This is a genomic window from Mycobacterium neumannii, from assembly GCF_048452905.1.
GTDB classification, from domain to species: Bacteria; Actinomycetota; Actinomycetes; order Mycobacteriales; family Mycobacteriaceae; genus Mycobacterium; species Mycobacterium neumannii_B.
In genome coordinates this window covers 343,905-367,752 of sequence record NZ_JBCGVF010000008.1, presented here as the reverse complement: position 1 = coordinate 367,752, position 23,848 = coordinate 343,905, and the positions used below count along the sequence as shown (strand labels likewise).

The 23,848-nt window shown below is 65.9% G+C and carries 27 protein-coding genes; 15 read left to right on the top strand and 12 right to left on the bottom strand.

All coding sequences use genetic code 11. The features are described from left to right. The 3 genes from AAHH99_RS24565 to AAHH99_RS24555 are packed head-to-tail and all read left to right on the top strand — an operon-like array spanning nucleotide 1 to nucleotide 1,950. The gene (locus AAHH99_RS24565) at nucleotides 1-726 is read left to right on the top strand and encodes a hypothetical protein (RefSeq protein WP_418771042.1); all 726 of its coding nucleotides are present in this window, start codon (nucleotides 1-3) and stop codon (nucleotides 724-726) included. Further along, entirely contained in the window at nucleotides 723-1,166 is a 444-nt protein-coding gene (locus tag AAHH99_RS24560; protein WP_418771041.1) for a TIGR03618 family F420-dependent PPOX class oxidoreductase, read from the top strand. Before AAHH99_RS24565 ends, AAHH99_RS24560 begins: the two co-directional genes overlap by 4 nt. Nucleotides 1,167-1,182: 16 nt before the next feature. Then, nucleotides 1,183-1,950 carry an enoyl-CoA hydratase/isomerase family protein gene (locus AAHH99_RS24555; RefSeq protein WP_418771040.1) on the top strand — a complete coding sequence of 256 codons (768 nt, stop codon included), beginning with the start codon at nucleotides 1,183-1,185 and terminating at the stop codon, nucleotides 1,948-1,950. A gap of 7 nt (nucleotides 1,951-1,957) precedes the next feature. Here the strand turns inward: AAHH99_RS24555 and AAHH99_RS24550 are convergent, their stop codons facing one another. Together AAHH99_RS24550 and AAHH99_RS24545 are read right to left on the bottom strand one after the other, a co-directional pair. Next, entirely contained in the window at nucleotides 1,958-2,155 is a 198-nt protein-coding gene (locus AAHH99_RS24550) for a (2Fe-2S)-binding protein (protein WP_064393752.1), read from the bottom strand. Nucleotides 2,156-2,164: 9 nt separating this feature from the next. Continuing rightward, on the bottom strand, nucleotides 2,165-2,797 hold the full coding sequence (locus tag AAHH99_RS24545) for a fatty-acid--CoA ligase (protein WP_418771039.1): 633 nt from the start codon (nucleotides 2,795-2,797) through the stop codon (nucleotides 2,165-2,167). 241 nt (nucleotides 2,798-3,038) lie between these two features. Here AAHH99_RS24545 and bfr point away from each other — a divergent pair, with 241 nt between their 5' ends. The 5 genes from bfr to AAHH99_RS24520 all read left to right on the top strand — a co-directional run bounded on the left by bfr (nucleotide 3,039) and on the right by AAHH99_RS24520 (nucleotide 8,809). Next, entirely contained in the window at nucleotides 3,039-3,524 is a 486-nt protein-coding gene (bfr, locus tag AAHH99_RS24540; protein WP_064418619.1) for a bacterioferritin, read from the top strand. 189 nt (nucleotides 3,525-3,713) lie between these two features. Further along, complete coding sequence (locus AAHH99_RS24535; RefSeq protein WP_418771038.1) at nucleotides 3,714-5,765, top strand: DHA2 family efflux MFS transporter permease subunit; 2,052 nt, start codon at nucleotides 3,714-3,716, stop codon at nucleotides 5,763-5,765. A gap of 63 nt (nucleotides 5,766-5,828) precedes the next feature. After that, nucleotides 5,829-6,311 carry a carboxymuconolactone decarboxylase family protein gene (locus AAHH99_RS24530; RefSeq protein WP_418771037.1) on the top strand — a complete coding sequence of 161 codons (483 nt, stop codon included), beginning with the start codon at nucleotides 5,829-5,831 and terminating at the stop codon, nucleotides 6,309-6,311. A 30-nt stretch (nucleotides 6,312-6,341) separates the two neighbouring features. Beyond that, entirely contained in the window at nucleotides 6,342-7,703 is a 1,362-nt protein-coding gene (locus tag AAHH99_RS24525; protein ID WP_418771036.1) for a glutamine synthetase, read from the top strand. Further along, nucleotides 7,700-8,809 (top strand): amidohydrolase family protein, encoded by a 1,110-nt coding sequence (locus tag AAHH99_RS24520; RefSeq protein WP_418771035.1) that lies wholly within the window; start codon nucleotides 7,700-7,702, stop codon nucleotides 8,807-8,809. Before AAHH99_RS24525 ends, AAHH99_RS24520 begins: the two co-directional genes overlap by 4 nt. 7 nt (nucleotides 8,810-8,816) lie before the next feature. Here the strand turns inward: AAHH99_RS24520 and AAHH99_RS24515 are convergent, their stop codons facing one another. The 3 genes from AAHH99_RS24515 to AAHH99_RS24505 all read right to left on the bottom strand — a co-directional run bounded on the left by AAHH99_RS24515 (nucleotide 8,817) and on the right by AAHH99_RS24505 (nucleotide 13,301). Continuing rightward, nucleotides 8,817-10,496, bottom strand: coding sequence for a cation:proton antiporter (locus tag AAHH99_RS24515; RefSeq protein ID WP_418771034.1), 1,680 nt, complete (start codon nucleotides 10,494-10,496; stop codon nucleotides 8,817-8,819). A 551-nt stretch (nucleotides 10,497-11,047) separates the two neighbouring features. Further along, complete coding sequence (locus AAHH99_RS24510; RefSeq protein WP_418771033.1) at nucleotides 11,048-11,464, bottom strand: nuclear transport factor 2 family protein; 417 nt, start codon at nucleotides 11,462-11,464, stop codon at nucleotides 11,048-11,050. Nucleotides 11,465-11,480: 16 nt separating this feature from the next. Then, nucleotides 11,481-13,301 (bottom strand): N-acyl-D-amino-acid deacylase family protein, encoded by a 1,821-nt coding sequence (locus AAHH99_RS24505; protein WP_418771128.1) that lies wholly within the window; start codon nucleotides 13,299-13,301, stop codon nucleotides 11,481-11,483. Nucleotides 13,302-13,427: 126 nt separating this feature from the next. Here AAHH99_RS24505 and AAHH99_RS24500 point away from each other — a divergent pair, with 126 nt between their 5' ends. The 5 genes from AAHH99_RS24500 (at nucleotide 13,428) to AAHH99_RS24480 (ending at nucleotide 17,059) form a co-directional block, all read left to right on the top strand. After that, a complete protein-coding gene (locus AAHH99_RS24500; RefSeq protein ID WP_418771032.1) occupies nucleotides 13,428-14,339 on the top strand; it encodes a dienelactone hydrolase family protein in 912 nt (303 codons plus the stop codon). Between the two features lie 675 nt (nucleotides 14,340-15,014). Beyond that, complete coding sequence (locus tag AAHH99_RS24495; RefSeq protein ID WP_418771131.1) at nucleotides 15,015-15,179, top strand: hypothetical protein; 165 nt, start codon at nucleotides 15,015-15,017, stop codon at nucleotides 15,177-15,179. A gap of 64 nt (nucleotides 15,180-15,243) precedes the next feature. Further along, nucleotides 15,244-15,642, top strand: a complete 399-nt coding sequence (locus AAHH99_RS24490) for a hypothetical protein (protein ID WP_418771031.1) — start codon at nucleotides 15,244-15,246, stop codon at nucleotides 15,640-15,642. 263 nt (nucleotides 15,643-15,905) lie between these two features. Then, nucleotides 15,906-16,364, top strand: coding sequence for a hypothetical protein (locus tag AAHH99_RS24485; protein ID WP_418771030.1), 459 nt, complete (start codon nucleotides 15,906-15,908; stop codon nucleotides 16,362-16,364). Further along, nucleotides 16,361-17,059, top strand: coding sequence for an HAD family hydrolase (locus AAHH99_RS24480; RefSeq protein ID WP_418771029.1), 699 nt, complete (start codon nucleotides 16,361-16,363; stop codon nucleotides 17,057-17,059). The genes AAHH99_RS24485 and AAHH99_RS24480 overlap by 4 nt, the downstream gene beginning before the upstream one ends. Nucleotides 17,060-17,072: 13 nt before the next feature. On the opposite strand, the gene AAHH99_RS24475 is transcribed toward AAHH99_RS24480, so the two are convergent. The 3 genes from AAHH99_RS24475 to AAHH99_RS24465 form a co-directional block, all read right to left on the bottom strand. Continuing rightward, nucleotides 17,073-18,173: a hypothetical protein gene (locus AAHH99_RS24475; RefSeq protein WP_418771028.1), complete on the bottom strand. Its 1,101-nt coding sequence runs from the start codon at nucleotides 18,171-18,173 to the stop codon at nucleotides 17,073-17,075. Between the two features lie 97 nt (nucleotides 18,174-18,270). Beyond that, entirely contained in the window at nucleotides 18,271-19,545 is a 1,275-nt protein-coding gene (locus AAHH99_RS24470) for a cytochrome P450 (protein WP_418771127.1), read from the bottom strand. A gap of 97 nt (nucleotides 19,546-19,642) precedes the next feature. After that, nucleotides 19,643-20,146, bottom strand: coding sequence for a nuclear transport factor 2 family protein (locus tag AAHH99_RS24465; RefSeq protein WP_418771027.1), 504 nt, complete (start codon nucleotides 20,144-20,146; stop codon nucleotides 19,643-19,645). Nucleotides 20,147-20,412: 266 nt separating this feature from the next. Here AAHH99_RS24465 and AAHH99_RS24460 point away from each other — a divergent pair, with 266 nt between their 5' ends. Beyond that, complete coding sequence (locus AAHH99_RS24460; protein WP_418771026.1) at nucleotides 20,413-21,372, top strand: alpha/beta hydrolase; 960 nt, start codon at nucleotides 20,413-20,415, stop codon at nucleotides 21,370-21,372. A 23-nt stretch (nucleotides 21,373-21,395) separates the two neighbouring features. Here the strand turns inward: AAHH99_RS24460 and AAHH99_RS24455 are convergent, their stop codons facing one another. Further along, the gene (locus tag AAHH99_RS24455; protein WP_418771025.1) at nucleotides 21,396-21,860 is read right to left on the bottom strand and encodes an SRPBCC family protein; all 465 of its coding nucleotides are present in this window, start codon (nucleotides 21,858-21,860) and stop codon (nucleotides 21,396-21,398) included. A 94-nt stretch (nucleotides 21,861-21,954) separates the two neighbouring features. Between AAHH99_RS24455 and AAHH99_RS24450 the strand changes: the two genes are divergently transcribed. Then, nucleotides 21,955-22,836: a TIGR03854 family LLM class F420-dependent oxidoreductase gene (locus tag AAHH99_RS24450; RefSeq protein ID WP_418771024.1), complete on the top strand. Its 882-nt coding sequence runs from the start codon at nucleotides 21,955-21,957 to the stop codon at nucleotides 22,834-22,836. 3 nt (nucleotides 22,837-22,839) lie between these two features. Here AAHH99_RS24450 and AAHH99_RS24445 read toward each other — a convergent pair whose 3' ends face one another. The 3 genes from AAHH99_RS24445 to AAHH99_RS24435 all read right to left on the bottom strand — a co-directional run bounded on the left by AAHH99_RS24445 (nucleotide 22,840) and on the right by AAHH99_RS24435 (nucleotide 23,653). Continuing rightward, nucleotides 22,840-22,980 carry a hypothetical protein gene (locus AAHH99_RS24445; protein ID WP_418771023.1) on the bottom strand — a complete coding sequence of 47 codons (141 nt, stop codon included), beginning with the start codon at nucleotides 22,978-22,980 and terminating at the stop codon, nucleotides 22,840-22,842. A 51-nt stretch (nucleotides 22,981-23,031) separates the two neighbouring features. Further along, complete coding sequence (locus AAHH99_RS24440; protein ID WP_418771022.1) at nucleotides 23,032-23,376, bottom strand: hypothetical protein; 345 nt, start codon at nucleotides 23,374-23,376, stop codon at nucleotides 23,032-23,034. Between the two features lie 67 nt (nucleotides 23,377-23,443). Next, nucleotides 23,444-23,653: a hypothetical protein gene (locus tag AAHH99_RS24435; protein WP_066843777.1), complete on the bottom strand. Its 210-nt coding sequence runs from the start codon at nucleotides 23,651-23,653 to the stop codon at nucleotides 23,444-23,446. Nucleotides 23,654-23,848: the final 195 nt, after the last annotated feature.

Sequence of the window (23,848 nt, the reverse complement as noted above, 5' to 3'; positions counted from 1 at the left end):
GTGGAGAAAGTCGTCATCACGCTGCGCGGGGCCAACACCGACGACACCTGGTGTGCGCGTCTGCACGACCAGCTCGTCCCGGATCTGCTGAGCCTGGGCATTCCGGGTCTGACGGTGAACGTGCGCGACGGCGTGGTCCGCGACTCGCTGATGACCCTGACCACGCTGGATCCGCCGGTTGTCGGTTTGGTCAGCCTCTGGACCCAGCAGTCGTACGGCGAACAGGTCACCGCCGCCCTGGCCAGACTCCGGCAGGAGGCCGACGACGTGGCCGCCTACCTGGTCACCGAATCGGTCCCGATGACTCCGCCGGACACCGCGCCGGGGGAGCGGACGGAGGGATTCGCCAACGTCGCACTGCTGCGCAGGCCCGCCGACCTGGACGAGACGACGTGGTTGACCCGCTGGCACATCGACCACACACCCGTGGCCATCGACACCCAGTCCACATTCGGCTACACGCAGAACGCCGTCGTGCGGGCCGTCACGCCGGGGGCACCGCCGGTCTCGGCGATCGTCGAGGAGCTGTTCCCCTCCGCCGCGCTTTCCGATCTGCACGCATTCTTCGGCGCGGACGACGACGACGAGTTGCGCAGGCGCATGGAGCGCATGGTGGCCAGTACGTCGGCATTCGGCGCGAACCGCAACGTCGACACTGTCCCGACCAGTCGCTACGTGTACCGGACGCCATTCGCCAAGCCCCCTGCAGCACAAGGAGAGTCATGACCACACTCGACGATGCCGTCGCGCTGGCCGCGGCCGAGAGCGGGCTAGCCGTGGTGTCGACGTTGCGCGCCGACGGCACGATTCAGGCCTCACTCGTCAACGTCGGCAAGCTGACACATCCGGACACCGGGGCACCGGCGCTCGGTTTCGTCACCTACGGCAAGGTCAAGCTGGCCAACCTTCGTGCGCGCCCGCAACTGGCGGTGACCTTCCGCCGCGGGTGGCAGTGGGCGACCGTCGAGGGCAACGCCGAGCTCGCCGGTCCCGACGATCCTCAACCGTGGCTCACCGGCCCCGACAGGTTGCGGTTGCTCCTGCGGGAGGTGTTCCAAGCCGCGGGCGGAACCCACGACGACTGGGCGGAATACGACCGCGTCATGGCCGAGCAGCGCCGCACCGTCGTGCTCGTCACACCCACCCGCGTCTACAGCAACGCCTAACGCTTAATCTGCTGCGGTGGCTGAAACGACCCTGCGGATCGCCGATGACAGCCGGATTCGCACGCTTACCCTGAACCGGCCCGACGTGCTCAACGCGTTCAACGAAGAGTTGTACCTCGTGACCGCGACCGCGCTGAGGGATGCGGCCGCCGACGACGAGGTCGCGGTCGTCCTGCTGACCGGGGAGGGACGCGCGTTCAGCGCGGGCAACGACCTGAACGAGATGCACAGGCGGATCACCGATCCCGCGTTCAACGAACAGGGCAGCCACTTCACCACGATGATCGACGCGCTCGCCGATTTCCCAAAACCGCTGATCTGTGCCGTCAACGGTGTCGGCGTCGGCATCGGGGCGACGATCCTCGGCTACGCCGACTTGGTTTTCATGTCGGCCGACGCGCGGCTCAAGACGCCGTTCACGAGCCTGGGTGTGGCGCCCGAGGCGGCGTCGTCGTATCTGTTGCCGCGGCTGATCGGTCGGCAGAACGCCGCATGGCTGCTGATGTCGTCGGAATGGGTGGACGCGGCCGAGGCGCACCGGATGGGCCTGGCCTGGAAGGTGTGTCCACCCGAGGAGTTGTTGGCCGAGGCACGCAGGCACGCCGAAGTCCTCGCTTCGCGGCCCATCGCAAGCCTCATGGCGGTCAAGCAGACGATGACGGAGCCGACCCGGGAGGGGATCGACGCCGCGACGGCAAGGGAGAACGAACATTTCGCGGTGTTGATGGGCGCGGCGGCGAACGCGAGTGCGTTGGCCGACTTCACCGGCAAACGCGACCAGTGACGCGACGCTAGTGATTCACCGCTCTGGGCGCCGCGTCGTCGGCTTCGCAGTGCGCCGCGATGATCGCCCGCAGGGTGCGCCGGCACCGCCCGCAGTCGCCGCCGGCGCCGCAGGCCTCGGCGACCTGCTTCGACGTGCGTGCGCCGTTGGCCACGCATTCGGTCACGTCGTGGCTGGTGATTCCCATACACAGGCAGACAAACATCGCGCCCCGTCACCCCTGCCCGTCGATGCTCATCAGGTGGGCGAACCGACCGATGAAGTGGCTCGGATACGGACCCAGTCCCGAGCTGGTCATCCACTCCGCCGCCGCGTCTGGGTGATCGATCCACTGCCGGGCGGCGGCTTCATCCTCGATCTCCTGCAGGATCATGACTTCCTGCCCGTCGTCGAGCGCACGGTAGACCCAGATCTTGCGCACCCCGCCGCGCTTGAAGCGTTCGACGCCGTCGTGGATCTTGACCATCAGGGCCGACACGTCCTCGACCGACGACATGACGCCCACGACCACCCGGCCGACGTGATCTGCGGGCGAGGGCGGGTAGAGGTCGATCTTCTCGACCACTTCGCCACCGAAGATCGGCGGGATGTCATCGACCCCGGCGATGTCGAACCACTCGAAAACCGGCGATGACCGAAGGACGTCACGAATCGACCGCGCATTACGAATTCCAATTGTTACCAGGACGCGGTTGGGCTCCCAGATCGACTCATATACGACGACATGATGGGCACCGATTGATTGCAAATTATCGCGACGCTTTTTGAGCCATTTCCACATTCGCTCGACATCGGCGACGCGAAAGTCGCACGCCAAAATCAATGAGTGCAGATCGAACTGACCCATCGATTCTTCCCGTCTCGCTCGTATCCTCGCCAATGGTTAGCGCAGTCTAACCTTACTTAGCCTAGGCAGTCCAGACTAGGCCCCGGATCTGCGCCTCGAGTCGCCGGAGCGGTTGAGAATCCACGCAAAAACACGCGTTGCGCAGGTTTTAAAGCGCGCTTGCGCGGCGTAACTGCACTAGCGTTGAAGGTGCACGACCGACAGCGAGTCTTGACCAGCCCTCAAGTGCCTAGGAGCGATCATGCAAGGCGATCCGGACGTCCTCAAACTGCTCAATGAGCAATTGACGAGCGAACTGACGGCCATTAACCAGTATTTCCTGCATTCGAAGATGCAGGCGAATTGGGGCTTCACCGAACTCGCCGAATACACGCGTAAAGAGTCCTTCGAAGAAATGAATCACGCGGAGGACATCACCAACCGAATCCTCCTCCTCGACGGGCTGCCCAACTATCAGCGACTGTTCTCGCTGCGGATCGGCCAGACCCTGCGTGAGCAGTTCGAGGCCGATCTCGCCATCGAGTATGAGGTGCTCGAGCGCCTGCGCCCGGGCATCATCATGTGCCGCGAGAAGGGCGACGCGATCTCGGCGACTCTGCTCGAGAAGATCCTCTCTAACGAGGAGGAGCACATCGACTACCTCGAGACGCAGCTGCAACTGATGGACAAGCTGGGCGACGAGCTCTACGCGGCCCAGTGTGTGTCGCGCCCGCCGACCGCGTTGTAGCGCACCCACCCGCTCCCGCGCACTGCCTCCATGGGGGCCTCCATGTGGCGCGAACGTGCGCGTATGCACAAGACACGCCGCGCTTTTACAGCGTTTTGTGCACGCTCGCGGCGGCAATTCTCACCCGGTGCGTAACTTTCATAGCCTTTCTAACGATATGGCTGAAGGGTTCGCATCGGAAGGGAAGCAGTGACGAGTCACGCCAGGACATCGGCCGCCGATCCCGCTGCCGGCGGCACTGAGATCGGCCCGCGGCGCCGCAACGCCATCTTCGTCGCGGTGCTGCTCGGGATGCTGCTGGCCGCACTGGACCAGACGATCGTGGCGACCGCACTGCCGACAGTGGTCGCCGACCTCGGCGGCGCGGGCCACCAGTCGTGGGTGGTGACGAGCTACCTGCTGGCGTCCACCATCGTCACGGCCGTCGTCGGCAAGCTCGGCGACCTGTTCGGCCGCAAGAACGTCTTCGCCGCCGCCGTTCTGTTCTTCTTGGCCGGTTCGGTGCTGTGCGGGATGGCCGGTTCGATGACCATGCTCGTCGCCTCCCGGGCTCTGCAGGGCGTCGGCGGTGGCGCCATCATGGTCACCGCGATGGCGTTGATCGGTGAGGTCATCCCGCTGCGCGATCGCGGTCGCTACCAGGGTGCCCTTGGCGCGGTGTTCGGTGTCACCACCGTGATCGGACCGCTTCTCGGCGGATTCTTCACCGACCACCTCACCTGGCGGTGGGCGTTCTGGATCAACGTGCCGGTCGCGCTGGTGGTGCTCGCCGTCGTGGCGGTGGCCATCCCGCCGCTGGCCAAATCCGGCAAGGCCGTCATTGACTATGCGGGCATCGTATTCGTCGGACTGGGCGCCTCCGGGCTGACGTTGGCCACGAGTTGGGGCGGCAGCACTTATCCGTGGTCCTCGGCACCCATCATCGCGTTGTTCGTGGGCTCGGTTGCGGCCCTGGTCGTCTTCGTGTGGGTGGAGCTTCACACCGCCGAACCGATCCTGCCGATCCGGTTGTTCGCCAGCCCGGTGTTCTCCGTGTGCTGCATCCTCGGGTTCATCGTGGGGTTCGCGATGCTGGGGGCGTTGACGTTCCTGCCGACCTTCATGCAGTTCGTCAACGGCGTCTCGGCGACGACGTCGGGTCTGCGCACGCTGCCCATGGTGGCGGGCATGCTGATCACCTCCATCGGAAGCGGCCAGATCGTCGGGCGCACCGGCAGATACCGGATCTTCCCGATCCTTGGCACCGCGACCATGGCGGTTGCGTTCCTGTTGCTGTCGGGTATGGATGCTGCGACGCCGACCTGGCAGCAGTCGCTGTATCTGTTCATCCTCGGCACCGGGATCGGCCTGTGCATGCAGGTGCTCGTCCTCGTCGTGCAGAACACCTCGAGCTTCAGCGACCTCGGCGTGGCCACCTCGGGGGTCACCTTCTTTCGGACCATCGGAAGTTCTTTCGGCGCAGCGATTTTCGGCAGCTTGTTCGCAAACTTCCTCGCGGACCGCATCGGGCCCGCGCTGGCCGCCAGCGGTGCACCGCCGCGCGCAGCGGAGTCACCGCAGCTGCTTCACACGCTGAGCTCGCAGATGGCCGCGCCGATCGTCGACGCATATGCCGACTCGCTGGGTCGCGTGTTCCTGTTCGCGGTGCCCGTCGCGGTCGTAGGCTTCGTCATCTCGCTGTTCCTCAAGGAAGTTCAACTGCGGGAGGTCGAGACGGTGTCGGCCTCGGACCTGGGTGAAGGTTTCGGCATGCCGAGCACCGAATCGCCCGAGAAGATTCTCGAAGTGGCCGTCGGCCGGCTGTTCCGCGACTCGCCGGAGATCCGGCTGCGCAGCCTGGCCCGGGAACCCGGATGCGACCTCGACGTCAGCCAGATGTGGGCGCTGCTTCAGATCTACCGGCAGAACCAGGTATTCGGCTCGGCGACGCTGACCGACATCGCCGAACGACTCCGGGTGCCGCAAGAGATCATCGAGCCGACGTTCGACGATCTCTTGCGACGCGGCCTGGCGCTTCGCACCGACGGACGGCTCTGGCTGACGCAAAACGGGATCCGGCAGGTCGACGCCATCTCGACGGCGATCGTGGGCCGCATCGTCGAGAAATTGGGCACCTCGCCGTCCTTCGAGGGGCGCCCGGACCGGTTCCAGGTCGAGGCCGCACTGGAGCGCATTGCGCACCGAATGCTTCTGCAGCGCGACTGGACCGACGACCGCGCCCAGCTGGTCACCACCGGCTGACTGTCCAGGCTCCCGAAACTAGAACGCGTTCCAATTCGACCGCGGCGAGCGTACGATGCGGCCATGAGTCGAATTGGGGATTTCGCCGACGATGACGCTGCCGCCTGGGTGACGACGTCGCCGGATATCGGCATCGCGATGGCCGGCTTCACCAATGCGGTTTACACGAAGAACCGGCTGCCGATGCGGGTTCGCGAACTGGCGCGCATGGTCATCGCTCTGGACAACGAATGCGTGGTGTGCCAGAACACCCGTGACTCCGAAGGTCTGGCGGCCGGTGTCGACGAGGACCTCTACGACCACGCCCACGAATGGCGAACCTGGCCGGGCTACACCGCGCAGGAGCGGATCGCCGCAGAGTTCGCCGAACGGTTCGCCAGCGACCACACCGGCCTGCGCGACGACGAGGACTTCTGGCAGCGCTGCCGCGAGCACTTCTCCGACGAATTGCTCACCGATCTGGCGCTGTCGTGCGCGATGTGGCTGGGCATGGGCCGCATGCTGCGCACGCTCGACATCGGCCAAAGCTGCAAGATCACGCTGTAAGACACACCGAGTCCGCGCACAATGGCTGTCGTGAATCCAGTGGCAGCCAAACCCCTCGCGGCCGCGGCGATCGCCCAACTCGAGGCCGACGGGGTCGTAACCCTGATCGGTACGGTCGTCAACCCAGCGGGGCTGACACACGCCAAGACGGTGCCGCTGCGGCGGATGGGCACGTTCGCCGACCCGGGCCTGGGCGCCAGTCCCGTTTGGCACGTCTTCGCGATTGATCAGGCCGGCATCGTCTTCGGCGACGCGATCACTCCGGTCGGTGATCAGCGGGTCCGCATCGACCTGGGTGCACTGCGCATCCTCGGCGACGGATTGGCCTGGGCGCCAGGGTGTTTCTACAACGAGGACGGCTCCCCGGACCCGTACTGCAGCCGGGGGGCGCTTCAGCGGGTGGCAGACAGGCTTTCGGATGCGGGCATCAGCGCCGTCGTCGGCCATGAGATGGAGTTCGTGCTGGTCGGTCCCGACGGCAGCCGTCTGCCATCGCATCTGTGGGCGCAGTACGGCTTGGCGGGCGTGTTGGAGTTCGAGGGTTTCGTGCGCGACGTCACCAACGCAGCGACCGCATCCGGGGTCGCCATCGAACAGTTCCACCCCGAGTACGGGGCGAATCAGTTCGAGATCTCACTGGCCCCGCAGCCACCGGTCGCGGCGGCCGATGCGCTGGTGCTCATGCGCATCATTGTCGGGCGGGTCGCGCGGCAGTACGGGATGCGGGTGAGCCTGTCGCCGGTGCCGTTCGCTGGTGGCGTGGGATCCGGTGCACATCAACACTTCTCGCTCAAGCGTGGTGACACGCCGCTATTCTCCGACGGAACGGGCAGTAACGGGATGGCCGCCGACGGCGAGTCGGCGATCGCCGGGCTGGTCGCCGGGCTGCCGGAGGCCCAGGGGGTGCTGGCCGGATCGGTGGTGTCCAGCCAGCGGATGCAGCCCGGAAACTGGGCGGGTGCATACGTCTGCTGGGGTACCGAGAACCGGGAAGCCTCGGTGCGATACCTCGCCGGCGGACCGAGCAATCCGTACGGCGCCAACATCGAAGTGAAAGTCATTGACCCATCGGCAAACCCGTACCTCGCGACCGCCACCATCTTGGGGCTCGCGCTCGACGGGATCGAGCGCAAACTGCCACTGGGACCCGAGACGACGGTCGACCCCGCGACCCTGACCGAGGCTCAACGCCGGCAGGCCGGCATCGCACTGCTTCGCGAAAAGCAGTCCGCAGCACTCGACGCGCTCGACAAGTCCTCACTGATGCGGACGATCCTCGGTGACGCGGTGGTCGATTCCGTGGTCGCTGTGCGGCGCTACGAGCAGAAGAACTACGGTGACCTCAGCGTGCAGGAGACGGCGGACAAATTCCGGTTGGCCTGGAGCGTATGAGTTCTGCGCTGCGCGAGCACGTCGACACCGTGCCATTGATCGATCATCACACGCATGGTTGTTGGCTGCAGGCCCAGGAAAGACCGCGCTTCGAGAACGGGCTCAACGAAGCGAACACCGAGCCGCTGGGCGCCTTCGACTCGGCCTTCGACACCCAGTTGGGATTCGCGGTGCGGTCGCATTGCGCCCCGATTCTCGGTGCGCGACGGCACGCGGACGCCGACGTTTACTGGGCGCGGCGCAGCGACTACACCGAAGCCGACCTGGCGCGGCTGTTCCTGTCGGCCGCGAACGTGTCGCACTGGCTGGTGGACACCGGGTTCGCCGCCGACGTTTCCGATCTCGGCGGGCTCTCCGGCCTGGGGGTCGGCGCCGTCCACGAGATCGTTCGGCTCGAATCGGTAGCCGAAGAGGCGGTGAAGGTTCCGGGGGACTACGCCGCCACCTTCGAGGTTCTCCTCGAGGAGCGGACCGCGAAGGCGGTCGCGACCAAGTCGATTCTGGCCTACCGCGGTGGCTTCGCCGGTGACCTGTCCGAACCGTCTCGCGCTCAGGTGGCCGAGGCCGCCGCACGCTGGCGTGACAGCGGGGGAGGGCGCCTGACCGACCGGGTGTTGCTGCGGTTCGGCCTGCACCAGGCGCTGCGGATCGGCAAGCCGCTACAGTTTCACGTCGGGTTCGGCGACCGCGACTGCGATCTGCGCACTGCCGATCCGCTATACCTGCTGGAATTCCTGCGAGGCAGCGGCGACACCCCGATCATGCTGTTGCACTGCTACCCGTACGAACGCCAAGCCGGTTATCTGGCACAGGCTTTCAACAACGTGTACCTCGACGGTGGGCTCACGATCAACCATCTCGGGGCGAATGCGCCCGGCTTCATCGCACGCCTGTTGGAGATGGCGCCGTTCCGCAAGATCCTCTATTCATCCGACGGGTTCGGCCCGGCCGAACTCCACTACCTCGGAGCCCGACTCTGGCGACGCGGAATGTCGAGGGTGCTCGAAGATTTCGTCGATGCAGGCGATTGGTGCGAACGGGATGCGGTCCGGGTCGTCGATCTCATCGCGCGCGGCAACGCCCGGCGGGTATACCGCCTGGACTGATCCCGGATCAGGCCTCGCGGGAGCCCTCACCTTCGCTGTCACGCCGTGTCGCGTCGTCGTCGGCGGCGAGGAGGTCGTGCAGTGTGGTCGACGTCGTGTGAGCCGCGGACGAGAACGGCTCGAGGACGATGTCCGCGCCGGCGGCGCGAAGTTGCTCGGCGTCGTGGCGGGTATGCGCCGTCAATGCGACGGTGCCGGTGAATTCGTGATGGCGAAGACCATGTAGCAGCGCCACATTCGTCTGGAGGTCAGGGATGGCGCTGATGACGTACTTCGCCCGATCCAGGGGCAGCGCCTCGAGCAAATGGATGTCCTCCGCGCTGCCGAAGAAGGTCGTGACGCCCCGGCGGTGATGCATCTTGACCCCGTGTGGATCGAAGTCGACGCCGAGCACGCGGTGCCCGGCACCACCCAGCCGATCGGCCAGGTGACTGCCGAATCGGCCCAGTCCGAACAGGACGACGTCGAAATCTTCATCGTCGTCGTGGCTCTGCGGCGAGCGCGCGTCCTTGCGTTCGAACACCGACAGCAACTTGCGCAGCCGGTCATAAAGTTGGTGCGAGTACATGATCATGTACGTCGACCCACCGATGGTGATCAACCCGACTACCGTGATCAGGCTGACGGTTGAGTTCGTGATGTGCCCGAGGTTCAGCCCAAGTGCCGCGAGGATCAGCGAGAACTCCGATATCTGCGCCACGGTGAGTCCAGCCAGAAAACCCACCCGCGCCGGGTAGCGCATGAGAGCCATGATCGCCACGACGATCAGCGGGTTTCCGATCAACACGAACGCCGAGAACACGATTGCGTCGCTCACCTGCCGTGCGGCGTCGGTGAATTCGAGCCGGGAACCGAGATCGAGGAAGAAGAACAGCAACAGGAAATCGCGCAGGCTGACCAATCGGGCACCCAACGCATCACGAAACGGTGTGCCAGCCAGCGACACTCCGGCGAGGAAGGCACCCACCTCGGAGCTGAATCCCAGCCACTCGCTCAGCGCTGCGACGGACACGGCGTAGGACACGCCGAAGAGCACCAGTAGTTCCTGCGACCGCGCGATCTGCGGCAACAGGAGCGGAAGGATGTAGCGCATCATCAGCCAAGTGCCGACGAGCAAGGCGGCGCCCTTCAGTAGGACGAGCCCGATCCCGGTGGCCAGGTTATCCCCGGTGTCCTGCCCGAAGGCGGTGAGCGCAATCATCACCAGGACGACGACGATGTCCTGGACTATCAGGAAGCCGACCGCTATGCGGCCGTGCAGCTGCTCGAGTTCACGTTTGTCCGACAACAACTTGACGATGATGATCGTCGACGAGAAGGTCAGGGCCACCGCGATGTATATCGCGGTCACGCTGTCCATGCCCAGGGCCAGGGCGATGAAGTACCCGATGACCGATGTGAAAACCACCTGTCCCAGACCCGTTGCGACGGCCACGGGCCCGGTATGGCGGATCATGTGCAGATCGAGGCGCAACCCGACGAGGAACAGCAGGATCGCGATGCCCAGCCTGGACAGCAGCTCGATCGTGCCGTCGGCGGACACCCACCCGGTTCCGACCGGTCCGACCGCGATGCCGACCGCGATGAACGCGACGATGAGTGGCTGGCGCAGGCGCGTAGCAAGCAGGCCCGCGGCGGTGGCGATCGCCAAGATGATCGCCATGGTGGGGAAGGGATGGAGTTCCATATCAGCCTTCCGACTGGGCGGAGCGCGGGCGGCGCTGTTTGCGCACCCGCGCCGATGGTCAGCCCCTCGTAGCGATGTCTCCGTCCGGGAAGCAGCGCCAGCGTGTGATTCACGTGCGATCGCTGCACGCGCAACTGTGAGTAAGGGTAGCGGGTCGTTGGCATCGTCGGTAGCCTCGGCCAGCCGTACCGTCGACTCCCACTATCCGTCAATCCTGGTCTGCGCCCGCGCTTCTCAACCAGCTCTGTCGTGGGTGACCGGGCAGCACAGACGACGCGGTGCGTCTCTCCCGTCTCGGCCTCCGCGCCGGTGGAAATCCATCGTGGATCGAATCCACGCCGAGCCGCCCACAAGCCGGATCCGAGCCTGAGGACGGTCCGCGTTTCGGCCGGGATGAGGGCCGCCGCGCGCTGCATCCCCCGACTGTTTCATACCGAGGGTTGATCCCAATAGATCATCGTCGGCGCCCGTGGCCAAGGACATCGCTCCTCGCGGATATCCGTCGGCGTGCTAACCGGAAATCGCTCCGAAGGTAGCTTCAGTGGGACTTCTCAGACCAGCCCGGTCGCGTCGAACACCCATGACATGTCGGAGTTGGCGAAGTCTTCCATCCACGTAGCCGGCGCACTATTGGCCAGCGCCCCCATGTCCCAGTAGTCCTTCCACAACGTGATTTTGCCGTCCTCGACGCGATGCACGCTGACGAATTTCAGCACGGCCGATTCACCGGTGGCCCAATGCCATTCCTCGGAATGCTCGTACATGACATCCACACCGTTGTCGACCAGCAACCCCGTGAAGTTCTCGTAGGAGGCCAACGGCTCCAACCCGATCTTGAGCCGCTTGACGATGTCTTCCGGTCCACGAGCAGCGGCCGCCGGACCTACGGGCACGTCAAGGTAGATGCAGTCGTCAGACAGAAAAGTCTTGACCGCCTCCCAGTCGCGCGCCGACAGCGCCTTCCACATGCCCAAAACCGTATCCTCAACCGACACTGGCCAATTCACCTTCCTGCTCGACGAGCGCGGGCGCCTTGTGCGCGGCGCGCAGGAACCGTCCGGTCCGCCGCTTGCCGACGAGATCGGTCGGCCTGCCGTCGAGGAAGACCGCGCGACCGCCGACGAATACACCCGAGACGGTGTCGTCGTTGCGGTTGACCATTCGCGACAGCCCGCCGTAGTGCTCGACCCGCTCTTCTGCGTAGCCGTCGAGCGAGTCGTCGAGGTGCGCGGGGTCGACGATCACGACGTCGGCGCGGTCGCCGATACGCAGGTGCCCGGCGTCCAGGCGATACCAGTCGGCCAGCTCACCGGTGAGCCGGTGCACCGCGTGTTCGACCGTCATGAACGGCTTGCCGGAGCGTTCGGCACTGTATACGTGGCGCAGCAGCCGCAGACCCATGTTGTAAAACGCCATATTGCGCAGGTGCGCGCCGGCATCCGAGAAGCCCATCTGGATGCCGGAATCGGCGGCGAGCTTCTTGAGCACCTCGGGGCGATGGTTGGAAATCGTGGTGCGCCAACGCAGTGCCGTGCCGTGTTCGAGCACCAGGTCGAGGAAGGCGTCGACGGGATGCACGCCGCCGCGATCCTGACCGACCTGTCCGAAGGACTTACCGACGATCGACGCGTCCGGACAGGCGACGATCTCGGCGTCGAAGAAGTCGCGCTGCCACACCCGGATACCGAGCTTGCTCTCGTACTCCTTGCGGAACCGGCGCCGGTAGGCCGCGTCGCGCATGAGCTCGTTGCGCTCGACCTCGTCGCGCAGATGCAGCGCCGCCGCACCGGCGCCGAACTCCTCGAAGACCACCAGATCGATACCGTCGGCGTAGACCTCGAACGGGACCGGCAGATGCTGCCAACGGAAGTTGCCGCCCAGCCTGTTGACCAGCCGGGCGGCCGGACCGAGCGCGTGGATGCTGTACGGGTTCGATTTCACATCCGCGGCCGACAACAAGCTGGTTTTGAGCGGATTGCGGATGAGGCCCAGCGACTGCGCCAGCTGCGAGCCGAGGTTGAGCGGGTTCTCGATGTCGGGGCCGGACTGCAGAACCCGGCCTGCGCGTCGCAGCAACGCCTTCAACCGACGCAGCTCGCGTGGTTTGGCGTAGGTCGACGGCAGGGTCCTCGAGCGGCACACGTCACCGTCGAGCTTGTCGAAAAGCAGCTGCTGCGAGGACATTCCGACGAAGCCGGCTTCCAGCGCATCGGACAGCCAACGCTCCATCTGAGCTTGCTCGGCCTTGGTGGGGCGCTGGTCCTTACGCGTGGCGCGGTCGAGTCCCATGGTCGCCGCGCGCATGTCGGAGTGACCGATGAACGCCGCGACGTTGGGACCGAGCGGCCGGGATTCCAGCGCCTGGATGTATTGCTCGCAGTTCGACCAGGTCTTGTGCTCCTTGACCGCGGCGATCACGTGGTCACGGGGGATCGCCTCGACCCGGCCGAAGATGTCACCGGCGTCGCTGGCATCGACGTGCACCGTCGACAGCGAGCAGGACCCGAGCATCACCGTGGTCACGCCGTGCCGCAGCGACTCGGCGAGGGCGGGACCGTTGAGCACTTCCACGTCGTAGTGGGTGTGGATGTCGAGCATGCCGGGCAGGACCCACTTACCCGTGGCGTCGATGATCTGCGGACAGCCGGTCGCGTCGAGATCGTCGGGGCTGACCGCCACCACACGACCCGAGTGGATTCCGAGGTTGCGGATGGCCGACGGAGCGCCGGTGCCGTCGAACCATCGGCCATTGCGGATGATCGTGTCGTAGGTCACCCCGCCATAGAACAGCCCGGCGATTGCCATGTCAACGAAATCGGTGAACAGATTCTTCAATTTGTCTACTTTGCTTGCTGACGTGCATGTATCCGACGATGCAGCTGCCTTGTGCGAGGGTTCCGGCGGCGTCCTCATCGGGGCATACTCGCTGGGATGACGCCTATCCAGCGGTACATCGCCGAAGAGATCGCCACCGACCACGTCGACGGTCTGCTCTCGCGGCGGGAGGCGCTGCGCCGGCTGGCACTGCTCGGCATCGGGACCGCGGGCGCCACGGCGTTGTTCGCCGCCTGCGGTCAGAACCGGGATCCGGCGACCGACGCCTCCGCCACGTCGAGCGGCGCCGCCACGTCCAGCGCCCCGCCGCCCGGCAACGAGACAGAGGTTCCCACGACACCGGTGACGTGGGCCGGGCCTCGTGGTGAACTGCAGGCCGCCTGGGCCGAGGCGCCGAATGTCCGCGGTGGCGTCCTCGTCATCCACGAGAACAAGGGACTCAACGACTACATCCGTTCGGTGGCGGGTCGGTTCGCCGGAATCGGCTACTCCGCGTTGGCGATCGACTTGCTCTCGGCGCAGGGCGGGACAGTGACGTTCGCCGATCCCGCGGAGGCGACGGCGGCCCTGGGCGAGATCCCGCCGGAGGAGGCGGTCGCGGATCTGAAGTCAGGCATCGACGAACTGCAACGACGCGTACCCGATAAGAAGGTCGCGGCGGTCGGCTTCTGCATGGGTGGCGGATATGTGTGGCGGTTGCTGGACTCCGGTGAGCCCCGACTGTCGGCAGCTGTCCCGTTCTACGGGCCCACACCCGACAATCCCGATTTCTCTGGATCGAAAGACGTTGCCGTGCTCGGAATTTACGCCGCTCAGGATCAGCGGGTAAACGCCACCGAACCCGTCGCACGGGCAGCGCTCGAAAAGGCCGGTCTGGTTTTCGAGTTGGTCACCGAACCCGACTCCAACCACGCGTTTTTCAACGACACCGGCGAGCGTTACAACGTGACCGCCGCGGCCGACGCCTGGCGTCGTGTACAGGATTGGTTCACCCGATACGTCGCCTGATCCCACCGCGCGACCGTCACACCTTCCCCTCCACCTCCCTGTTCCGCGAGCGTGCATTGCTCCTATGTCAAGCCGCGTCGCGGTGATCGCTGTGGTGGGGGTTTCGTCGGGTGTGTTCGTCGGTGTGTAGGCGGGTGAATACGACGCGTGAGAGGCGGCGTTTGAGGCAGCGCAGGGCTTCTGTGGTGGAGTTGCCTTCGGCGAGGCGGTGGCGGTAGTAGGGCTTCGACTGCGACGAAGGTGTGGGTGCGCTTGTGCACATCGGTTCCAATGATCACCATGGACGGTGCCTTCTTTCATCGAGACGTGGATAAGGCAAAGGTTGGACCGGCCGGCTGGACACATCTCAGTGGGGGCGATGCCACGCTCCTATCAAGTCACGCCGGTCGGTCCTTCCCACCTGGAGTCGGCACAACGCACGGATGCCAACCCAAAGGCGGCAGCGTCTGCAGAGCCAGACCCCAGGTACGAAGACCCAACCACCGCAACGCGGCAATCACCACCCTGACACTGAGCGTCTGCACACGACACGCCGCGGAAAATCAGCCTTTTGCGCACCGTCGCCGGCCGACGAATGTGCGCAAACCCCGCCACAGTCCGCACATTCACCGGTAGTTCGTCTGCCCGCCACCGACTCGTCAACGCCAGCACACGGCCCACGGTCACATTCAGCGCATGCGCGTCGTGCAGATCGCCAATTTCTACGGCCCGCGCTCGGGTGGACTGCGCGCAGCGGTCGATCGCCTCGTCGCTGAGTACCGCACGCTCGTTGACCCGCGACGGTGCGCAAAGTGCGGACCGAACGCGGCGTGTCGTCAGCAGACCCGCACGCTCGCGTAAGAGGGATGGTGCACGCTCGCCGAACGGGGCACGCGCACGTGTGGCCTTGGCCTACGATCCGAAGATGATCAGGTCGCTGATGGTCGGGGTCTTCACCCTCACCCTGAGCTGTATATCGGTCACCGCGACGGCAGCCGCGGACCCCGGCGAGTCGCCCTGCTCCTTCGCCCTCTCCGCCCCGCACGTCGTGCACGTAGCGGGAACGGACATGGTGGCGGTGACGATGTCGCCGTCGAACTGCGACGGCGGCACCCCGTATCAGTCGGTCGCCTGCGTCGAACTCCAGGGCAACGCGGGGCCGGAGAACTGCGTGCAGAACAACGGCCTGTTGACAGCGCGGGCGTACTACTCGCCGTATCAACCGGGCGCGACGTACGTGGCGACGGGCCGGGGTTGCTCGACGTCGGGCAATCCGCCCGAGCCGGTCTGCGAGCCGTCCGGACCGTTGACCGCGACGCTCTAGCATCGTCCAAAAGGGGCCCTGACTTCCGCTTCGCGGCAACGCTTTTCGTTGCTCAAACGTGTGGTTTCGTCGGCCGACGGGGCCCAAAACCCGCCTGCCAGACAGCCGCGGTCGAGCCGCCGTCGAATCAGCAAGCGCCCCCGTAAGGCCGCCCCTCAATGACTTATGTCTGACCATCGGCCGTTTAGCCGGATGGCCGCCCGGGCACACGCAGAATTAGCGGGTTCGTCAACGAGCCGGCTCGACAGACCGGAGGAGCCGACATGGATAACAACGCCATCGTGTGGATCATCGTCGCCATCGTTTTGATCGCCGCGATCGTGCTGGTGGCGGTCCTGGCGCGCAATGCACGCAACAAGCGCCGCCGCATGGAAGCCGATCGGCTCCGCACGGAGGTCGACGAAAAGTCGCATCATCTCCACAAGCGCGAGACCGTGGCGCAGGAAACCGAGGCACGCGCCCGCGCCGCACAAGCCGAAGCAGAGGCTAAGGCCGCCGAGGCGGCCCGGCTGCAGGATGCCGCCCACACGCACCGCAACGCGGTCAACACCAAGCGCGACGAACTCGACGAACAACGCGCCCGCGCCGACGCCCTGGACCCCGAAACGCGAACGTCCGACTCGGTCGCCGATACGTCGACCACCAAGACCGACGGTGTGCGAGACGACCGAACCACGCGTCCCGACCCTAACCGGGCCCCCGAGCAGCACCGCCGCTCGTGACCGAGCAAGCCAAGACCGCATCGGCCGTCCTCTTCGATATCGACGGGACGCTGATCGACTCGAACTACCTGCACGTGCATGCCTGGTATCGCGCATTCGAGGAGGCCGGTCACCCGGTCGAGGCCTGGCGCATCCACCGGTCCATCGGGATGGACGGCACGACGCTGGTCAACACGCTGGGAGCAGATGCCGACGAGGAGACCCGTAGCCAGGCCAAGGATCTGCATTCGCGCTACTACAAGGAGTTGGCGCCGCACCTGAGGCGGCTGCCGGGTGCGCGCGGCCTGCTCGAAGCGGTGCACAAGCTCGACATTCGGGTCGTGTTGGCGACCTCGGCGCCGGAAGAGGAGTTGTCGGTGCTGCGCGAGGTGCTCGACAGCGACCACCTGGTGTACGCGGTGACCTCCTCGGAGGATGTGGACACCGCCAAACCCGAGCCCGACATCGTCGAGGTCGCTCTCGAGCGCGCGGGGGTGACGGCCTCACATGCCGTCTTCGTCGGCGACACCATTTGGGACGTGGACGCCTGTAAACGCGCAGGCGTCGACAGCATCGCCGTGCTCAGCGGGGGAGTCTCCCGCAGCGAGCTTGAAAAGGCCGGAGCTCAGCGGGTTTTCGGGCACGCTCTGGAACTGTGCCAACATCTCGACGACACACCGATCGCCGCGCTGGCCAACATCGTCGGTGCCCGCTGAACCGCTCTCGGCGTCAGCGGGGCAGCGCGTAGCGCAAGATTGCGGCGACGCCGTCGGTCGGATCGATGCGCTCGTCGGTGCGGATCAACGCGGCTCCGGTGTTGATCGCCGCCATCGGCAACGCCTCGTCGGCCCGCAGGGTCTGGCTCGGGGCCGCGCCGAGCTCGGACAAGACATTGGCGTTCGGCGCAATCGTGGTCAGGTCATCGCCGGCCACGATGGTCGCGTCGCCGACGTCACCGATGATCAGGGTCTCGACCGCGCCCGCCCGCAAGGCCGCCGTCACGCCGTCCAGCCCTTCGGTCGCCATGCCCTCACCGCGCCCGAGCTCGGCGGTGAAGCGTTGTGCGGCGTCGTCGATGGCTGCCACGCGGCGACGCTGAAACTCCTGGTCGATCGCGTGCTGCAGGTCGGCGTCGTCGAAACCGCTGTGCCGCGCCCCGACGCCCACGTCGACCACCAGCGAGGCGACTCGCTCGGGTAGTTCCGCGATCAGGTCGGTGCGCGACTGAATCTCGCCGACGACGAATACGACTTCGGGTTTGGCGTCGTCGACCAGCGTGGTCAGCTGGCTTGCGACCGCCCGGATGTTCTGTTGGCGCGCCTCATCGCTGGCCCGCTGCGGATCGCCATAACCCGGTGTATCGGCACCCGAAGCCTTGTGCACCGGGTAAGCGTCTCCGTCGACGGTGTCTGACACCGCGGTGCCCTCGCGGTACAGCGTGATGTCGCCACCCGCGTAGTCCACGATCACCACGGCGTACGTCGGCCGGTCGAGTCCGTGCTCGACGACCGGGACGATGTAGGGCAGCGCCGACACCCGGACGACAGGCTCGATAGGCCGAATGAGGTGTTCGTTGACCAGGACACCGTCGGCACTGGCCACGACCGCGCGACCGCTGGGCCCGACGGGGGGAGCCGCATCCGTGATGGCCTGCTCGATGCTCTCTGTCACCGCCGGATCGGCGCCCTGCTCCTCGAGTTGCTCACGCAGCGCGCGCCACTTCAGGTCCATCTGGGCCGCCGCGTCGGCGGTGTTGTGGGAATCGTCGAAGTACACCGACGCGTAGGGGCCGTTCGAAGTCAGCAGATTACGAAAGTGTTCGGGATGCATGGCCGTTGGTTACCCATGGAGCGCCTGACGACACAAGCGATCGCCAACCGGGCCGCGAGCCATGTCACTGCCTGCGGCGCGACGCAGTCGTGAGAGTTCAGCGAGGCGGTGTCCAGGACACCGGTAAGCGCTTGATCCCGTGGATGAACGGCGACAGTAACCGCGCCGGTTCCTCGGTGGCGGCGATGTCGGGTATCTGCCGGTGCAGTTCCTCGAAGACGACGCTGATCTCGCGCCGGGCGAGGTTGGCGCCCAGACAGAAATGCGCCCCACCGCCGCCGAATCCAGCGTGCGGATTGGGGCTTCGCGTCACGTCGAACGTCCAGGGGTCGGCGAACTTGTCCTCGTCGCGGTTCGCCGAGCAGTACCACAGCGTGGCCTTGTCACCGGCAGACATCGTGACGCCGCTGAGTTCGCAGTCCTCGGTCAGGGTGCGGCGCATGTAGTTCACCGGGAACGCCCATCGGACGATCTCCTCGACAGCGGTGGGGGCGACGGTTTCGTAGTCCGCCCACCACCGCTCACGTTCGCGCGGATAGCGGGTGAGCGCGAGCACGCCGTGGCTGATCGCGTTGCGGGTGGTCTCGTTGCCTGCCACCACCAACAGGATGAAGAACGATGCGATCTCGGCCGATGTCAAACGTTCCCCGTCGACTTCGGCCTCGACCAGCGCTGTCGTCAGATCCTCCTGCGGGTGGGCGCGACGATCCTCGGCATGTGCGGTCGCGTAGGCGCCGATGTCCATCGCGACCTTGACGAACTCGTCGTAATCCTGCGCGATGTCTTTGTCGCCGAAGCCGAGGATCACGTTGGTCCAGTGGAAGATCTGCTGATGGTCGTCCTCGGGGATGCCCATCATGTCGCAGATCACCTGGAGCGGCAGCGGTCCGGCCAACTCCGCGACGACCTCACCGTGGCCGTCGGGATGTTCGGCGATCATCTCTTCGACGAGGCGCCGGGCGCGATCTCTGACCGAGGCCTCGGTGCGCGCGACCACCCTGGGCGTGAAGGCCCGGCTGACGATGTTGCGCAGGCGAAGATGACGCGGGTCGTCGGTCACGATCATCGAACCGAAATACTCGGACAACTCCGGGTTGGCGTCGTTGATGGTGATGCTCGGACTGGAGCTGAAAATATGCGGATGTCTGCTGGCGTACCAGACGTCGTCGAACTTGGTGATCGCCCAGTGGCCGGGACCTTCGGCCACACCGGGGGTTTCCAGCGGTGCGTGAAACGAGACAGGCGCTTCGCGGCGCAGCGTGGCGAAAGCGCCGTCACGGAAGTCGTCGGGTTGCACCCAGAACTTCCAGGAACCGAGGTCGACCTCGGACAACGGCACCTCGGGGGGAGGGGTGCCGTTGGCCCTGATCATGTGCGCGCCGAAGGTGGGCGGTGTCGCGGTGTCCACTCGTCCGAGGGTAGGCCGATATTCGCCCGGGGAAGGCCAATCCGCCCGCGTGGCCAATTGATTACGACAATTGCCAGTTCATGTTCTTGGCGAACACGCGGGCCCCGTCGGAGAGGGTGCCCAGTTCGTGACAGCGCTGGATGTAGCCCTGCACCATCACCAGGAAGTTCATCGGGTTATAGGCGTCTTCCTCGTAACTCCACTTCCCGTCACCGGCGTACCTGAGCACCGTGATCACCGGTGTGCCGTGCACGCTGCCGTCGCCCGGATCCTTCATCGTGTTGACGTTGCGGTTGATCACCCATCCCTTGTCGACGTCGATCGAATACCACTCGACCGGGTAGAAGGGCATCTCGCTGCCGGGGAACGTGTTCATCGTCGAGACGATCCAGTCGCGGATGCTCTCTCGGCCGGACATGTCGCCCAGCGCGTGCTCGACGTAGGTCGCGTCCTCGGTGAAGTGATCGGCATAGCTCGACCAGTTCCACGTCTTCCCGATGTCGACGACCGCGTCTTGATAGGCGCGGAACGCCTCGTCGATCTCCTCACGTGACCACTGACCCATTGCAGGCTCCTCGGCTCGCGGCGTACCTGGCATGTGTTCTATCAAAGGTGTCGGCCCCACCGGGGCGGATTGACCACACGGTCAAAGTCCGCGTCTGCGAGCATATCCGGTTTCGCGCTGTTCGAGAGCGCCTCGTCAAACCGACAGGCGGTTCCCAGAACTCAAGCAGCACAAGGAAATCAATGTTGCAGCGACATCACGTCCGAGGCAAAGACAGTGCGTCGAACCCACATCGCAACCACGCCGGGCCGCGATAGTGTGCCCGCATGCCCCTCGGTATCGACGCCCAAGTGCTGGAGGAGATGGCGCCGCTTCTGGCTGCGGTCGGCGACGTCGACCCCGCCCCTGTCGGCGATGTCGACTCGCGGCGAGTCAACGGGCACCGGATGTTCGACACCGTCGCCGCCCAGCGGGCCCACGCGGCAGGCGTAGAACTCACACAGCATTCGCTGACCACTGACGACGGCGCGACGCTGGCGCTCGGCTGGTATCAGCGGGCGGGGGAGCAGCCGGGCAGCGCAGCGCTGTACCTGCACGGCGGCGGAATGATTTTCGGCCTCGAACACGTCGGGAGCCTCTACGACCTCGCAGTGCGGGACTACGTCGCGGCCTCCGGGGTTCCGATGCTGATGGTCGACTACCGGGTCGCTCCCGAACACCCGCACCCCGTACCGGCCGAGGACTGCTATGCCGCACTGTGCTGGCTGGCCGGCAACGCTTCGACGCTCGGCATCGAACCCGACCGGGTCGCGGTCATGGGCGACAGCGCGGGCGGCGGCCTCGCCGCGGGTCTGTGCCTGCTGGCGCGCGACCGCGGCAGCCCTGCGGTCGCACAGCAGATACTGATCTATCCGATGCTCGATGACCGTCCCGGCACACCGGCTCCCGGCCTGCTGCCGTACCTGACGTGGACGTACGACGACAACGCCACCGGGTGGGGCGCACTGTTGGGTGAGGACGCCGGATCGGCCTCCGTGTCGCAGTACGCGGCACCTGCCCGGGCCACGGACCTGAGCGCACTTCCCGACACCTACATCGACGTGGGCGATCTCGACATCTTCCGCAAGGAAGACGTCGCCTATGCGACCCGTCTCGCCGACGCCGGAGTGCCCACCGAACTGCATGTGTACCCGGGTTGCCCCCACGCGTTCGAGGCCCTGGCCAGAAACGCCGGCGTCTCGCAGCGGGCGATCAGCGATCGCGTCCGGCGCCTGCGCAGCCTGTAATCCGCTGGTGGACAACGTTTCTGTCAGCTGCCCTCGGGCGTCTCGACCACCGCCTTGATGCGCTCGAGCGTCTTGCGCATGTCGCGGAGGTTGCGCGTGCGCCGAAGCTGGCCTCCGAACACGGAGAACAGCTTCATCAGCACCGAGTCGTTGAGCCGGAAAGACTCGGTGACATCAGTACCGCCGTCGACGGGGGTGAGCCGGTAATGCCAGTTGTTCACGGGCTTGTCTCCGATGAGCACCGCGAAGCCGAATTCCCGGTTCGGTTCGCAGGCCGTCACCTCACACGTCGTCCAGTAGACGGGCCCAATCTCGTTGCGTTTGACGTGACCGCGGAACCGGGCGCCCAGCGCGGGACCGGTGGCACCACCGAGCCACTCGGCCTCCATGACCTCGGGAGAGAACTTGCCGGTGTTTCGCACATCGGCGATCAGGTCCCAGATCCGCTCCGCCGGCGCCGCCATCGACACCGTCACCGCTCCGTCCACCGTTTCCTCGCTCTCTGACAAGCGTTTTCGAGAACCCTAGCGCCCCGTGGACCGAAGCCGCCCCGAAAGCACGAGTAAGTACGATGTCGGCGACGTGAAAATTCGATTCGGGATCGGGCTCGGCGCCGACATCGGGCCGCAACAGCTGCCGGACATCGTCGACCAGCTGGAAGACACCGGCGTCGACTCGCTGTGGTTTTCCGAACTCGTGTACTCCGAGGCCGTCGACCCGTTCGTCGGAATGGCTTTCGCTCTGGCCCGCACCCGCAGCTTGAAGGTCGGTACGTCGGTCGCGGTGCTACCGGGACGGCACCCGGTGCTCGTCGCCAAGCAGCTGGCCTCACTCGCGGCGTTGGCGCCCAAACGGGTGCTCCCGGTCTTCGGGTTGCGGTCCGCCATCGCCGCAGAGCGCGAGATCTTCGTCGTGCCCGACGGGGCGCGCGCCGCGGTGTTCGACGAGGCGCTGCGGCTGCTTCGTGCGGTGCTCGAACACGACGACGTCTCGTTCGCCGGCGACTACTACACGGTCTCGTCGGCGGCGGTGGCACCCCGGCCCGTCAAGCCGCTCGACATCTGGCTGGGCGGGTCCGCCCCCGCCGCGTTCCGGCGTATCGGCCGCCTGGGCGACGGTTGGCTCGGCAGCTTTGTCACTCCCGCCGAGGCGCGTCGAGCCCGGGAGGCGATCCAGCGCGCGGCCGAGGACGCCGGGCGAGAGGTCGAGCCGGACCACTTCGGCATCAACCTGGCCGTCGCCGACGGCGCAGCGTCGCCGCAGATGCTGGCGGCGATCAGCCGGCGCCGGCCCGATGTCGACCCCTCCGAGCTGATCGCCGGCGGCTGGCCGCAGCTGCACCGGCAACTCGACGCCTATCTGGACGCCGGCCTGACCAAATTCGTCATCCGTCCAGCGGGGCGCATCGCGATGGCCGAATTCGTCGACCAGTTCGTCGTTGAGCTGCTCCCACGGCAGAACTGACCGTCAGCCGTTCGTCTCGCCGCGATCGTCGTCCCCTTCGGCCTGATCGGGCTGCCGCATCGCCTTGTCCTCTTTCATCTCGGGGTCGGCGTCGGGGTCCTGGTCGGCGCGGTAGTCGCTACCGCCGGCTGCATCTGTGCTCATGGCGCGGGCGTACCCGACGCCGAACCGCCGAAACGGTCGCCGCGCACCGCCTCATCGCGACGAGATGTCGCCGTACAGGTCGGGCCAGGGCGGGCGTCGCACCATCGCCACCCCGGCGAGCGCTGAGGTCACCAGCCCGACCAGGATTCCGGCCAGGGTGATGCGGGTCGCGTCGACCGCTGGTCGCCATACCGCGTCGCCGTCCTTGATGACGAACACACCGGCCGGCCGGCTCGTCACCTTGACGTTCGGCTCACCGCCGCGCCTGGCTCGGCCGCGGACTTCGGCGACAAGGATGACGGTGGTGCCGTCGGCTGTCTCGTAGGGCTCGCCGAAGACACGCGAGGCGTTGGGATCGAAGTCGAGACTTTCGAGCAATTCCGGACGTAGATCCATGGCGTCATGCTTACTACCCGCAGGCGAGCGGGGCAGCGGATCTCGTGACGAGGCGCGACGCGGTGGGTTATTCCAGCGGCAGGTCATCGTCGGGGATCGGCACCTCGATCGCCTGATCGACCAGATCAGCCTCGTTTGCGTCCCACGTGCGTTCGCGGGAGATCGCCGAGGTGTCCTGCCAGGTGTCCTGGTCGTCGGGGTACACCGGGGTGCGCTGGTCCGCCACGTCGGCTTCGGGAATGGCATCGCCGAACGCGAGGCCGTCAGGTGTGCTCATGATCGGTCTCCGTTCTCGTTGAGGGTTACCCGTATGGGGTCCAACTTTAGTGCGGGCGCCAGCCGTGCGGCGATACACACCCTTGACCAGGGCAATGACGGCTGCACCCAGGTGCTGTGCGTAAACTGCCTGCGACGGGGGAGGCTCTCGAACCGTGCGGAGCTTCGACCTGACCCAATTCGACGCCAGGGGCTG

Coding starts and splice junctions, on each gene's coding strand:
- AAHH99_RS24560 (WP_418771041.1), top strand. CDS start 723: ATGACCACACTCGACGATGCCGTCGCGCTGGCCGCGGCCGAGAGCGGG.
- AAHH99_RS24550 (WP_064393752.1), bottom strand. CDS start 2,155: ATGTTTGTCTGCCTGTGTATGGGAATCACCAGCCACGACGTGACCGAA.
- AAHH99_RS24545 (WP_418771039.1), bottom strand. CDS start 2,797: ATGGGTCAGTTCGATCTGCACTCATTGATTTTGGCGTGCGACTTTCGC.
- bfr (WP_064418619.1), top strand. CDS start 3,039: ATGCAAGGCGATCCGGACGTCCTCAAACTGCTCAATGAGCAATTGACG.
- AAHH99_RS24530 (WP_418771037.1), top strand. CDS start 5,829: ATGAGTCGAATTGGGGATTTCGCCGACGATGACGCTGCCGCCTGGGTG.
- AAHH99_RS24520 (WP_418771035.1), top strand. CDS start 7,700: ATGAGTTCTGCGCTGCGCGAGCACGTCGACACCGTGCCATTGATCGAT.
- AAHH99_RS24515 (WP_418771034.1), bottom strand. CDS start 10,496: ATGGAACTCCATCCCTTCCCCACCATGGCGATCATCTTGGCGATCGCC.
- AAHH99_RS24510 (WP_418771033.1), bottom strand. CDS start 11,464: ATGTGGAAGGCGCTGTCGGCGCGCGACTGGGAGGCGGTCAAGACTTTT.
- AAHH99_RS24505 (WP_418771128.1), bottom strand. CDS start 13,301: ATGGCAATCGCCGGGCTGTTCTATGGCGGGGTGACCTACGACACGATC.
- AAHH99_RS24500 (WP_418771032.1), top strand. CDS start 13,428: ATGACGCCTATCCAGCGGTACATCGCCGAAGAGATCGCCACCGACCAC.
- AAHH99_RS24495 (WP_418771131.1), top strand. CDS start 15,015: ATGCGCGTCGTGCAGATCGCCAATTTCTACGGCCCGCGCTCGGGTGGA.
- AAHH99_RS24490 (WP_418771031.1), top strand. CDS start 15,244: ATGATCAGGTCGCTGATGGTCGGGGTCTTCACCCTCACCCTGAGCTGT.
- AAHH99_RS24485 (WP_418771030.1), top strand. CDS start 15,906: ATGGATAACAACGCCATCGTGTGGATCATCGTCGCCATCGTTTTGATC.
- AAHH99_RS24475 (WP_418771028.1), bottom strand. CDS start 18,173: ATGCATCCCGAACACTTTCGTAATCTGCTGACTTCGAACGGCCCCTAC.
- AAHH99_RS24470 (WP_418771127.1), bottom strand. CDS start 19,545: ATGATCAGGGCCAACGGCACCCCTCCCCCCGAGGTGCCGTTGTCCGAG.
- AAHH99_RS24465 (WP_418771027.1), bottom strand. CDS start 20,146: ATGGGTCAGTGGTCACGTGAGGAGATCGACGAGGCGTTCCGCGCCTAT.
- AAHH99_RS24460 (WP_418771026.1), top strand. CDS start 20,413: ATGCCCCTCGGTATCGACGCCCAAGTGCTGGAGGAGATGGCGCCGCTT.
- AAHH99_RS24445 (WP_418771023.1), bottom strand. CDS start 22,980: ATGAGCACAGATGCAGCCGGCGGTAGCGACTACCGCGCCGACCAGGAC.
- AAHH99_RS24440 (WP_418771022.1), bottom strand. CDS start 23,376: ATGGATCTACGTCCGGAATTGCTCGAAAGTCTCGACTTCGATCCCAAC.
- AAHH99_RS24435 (WP_066843777.1), bottom strand. CDS start 23,653: ATGAGCACACCTGACGGCCTCGCGTTCGGCGATGCCATTCCCGAAGCC.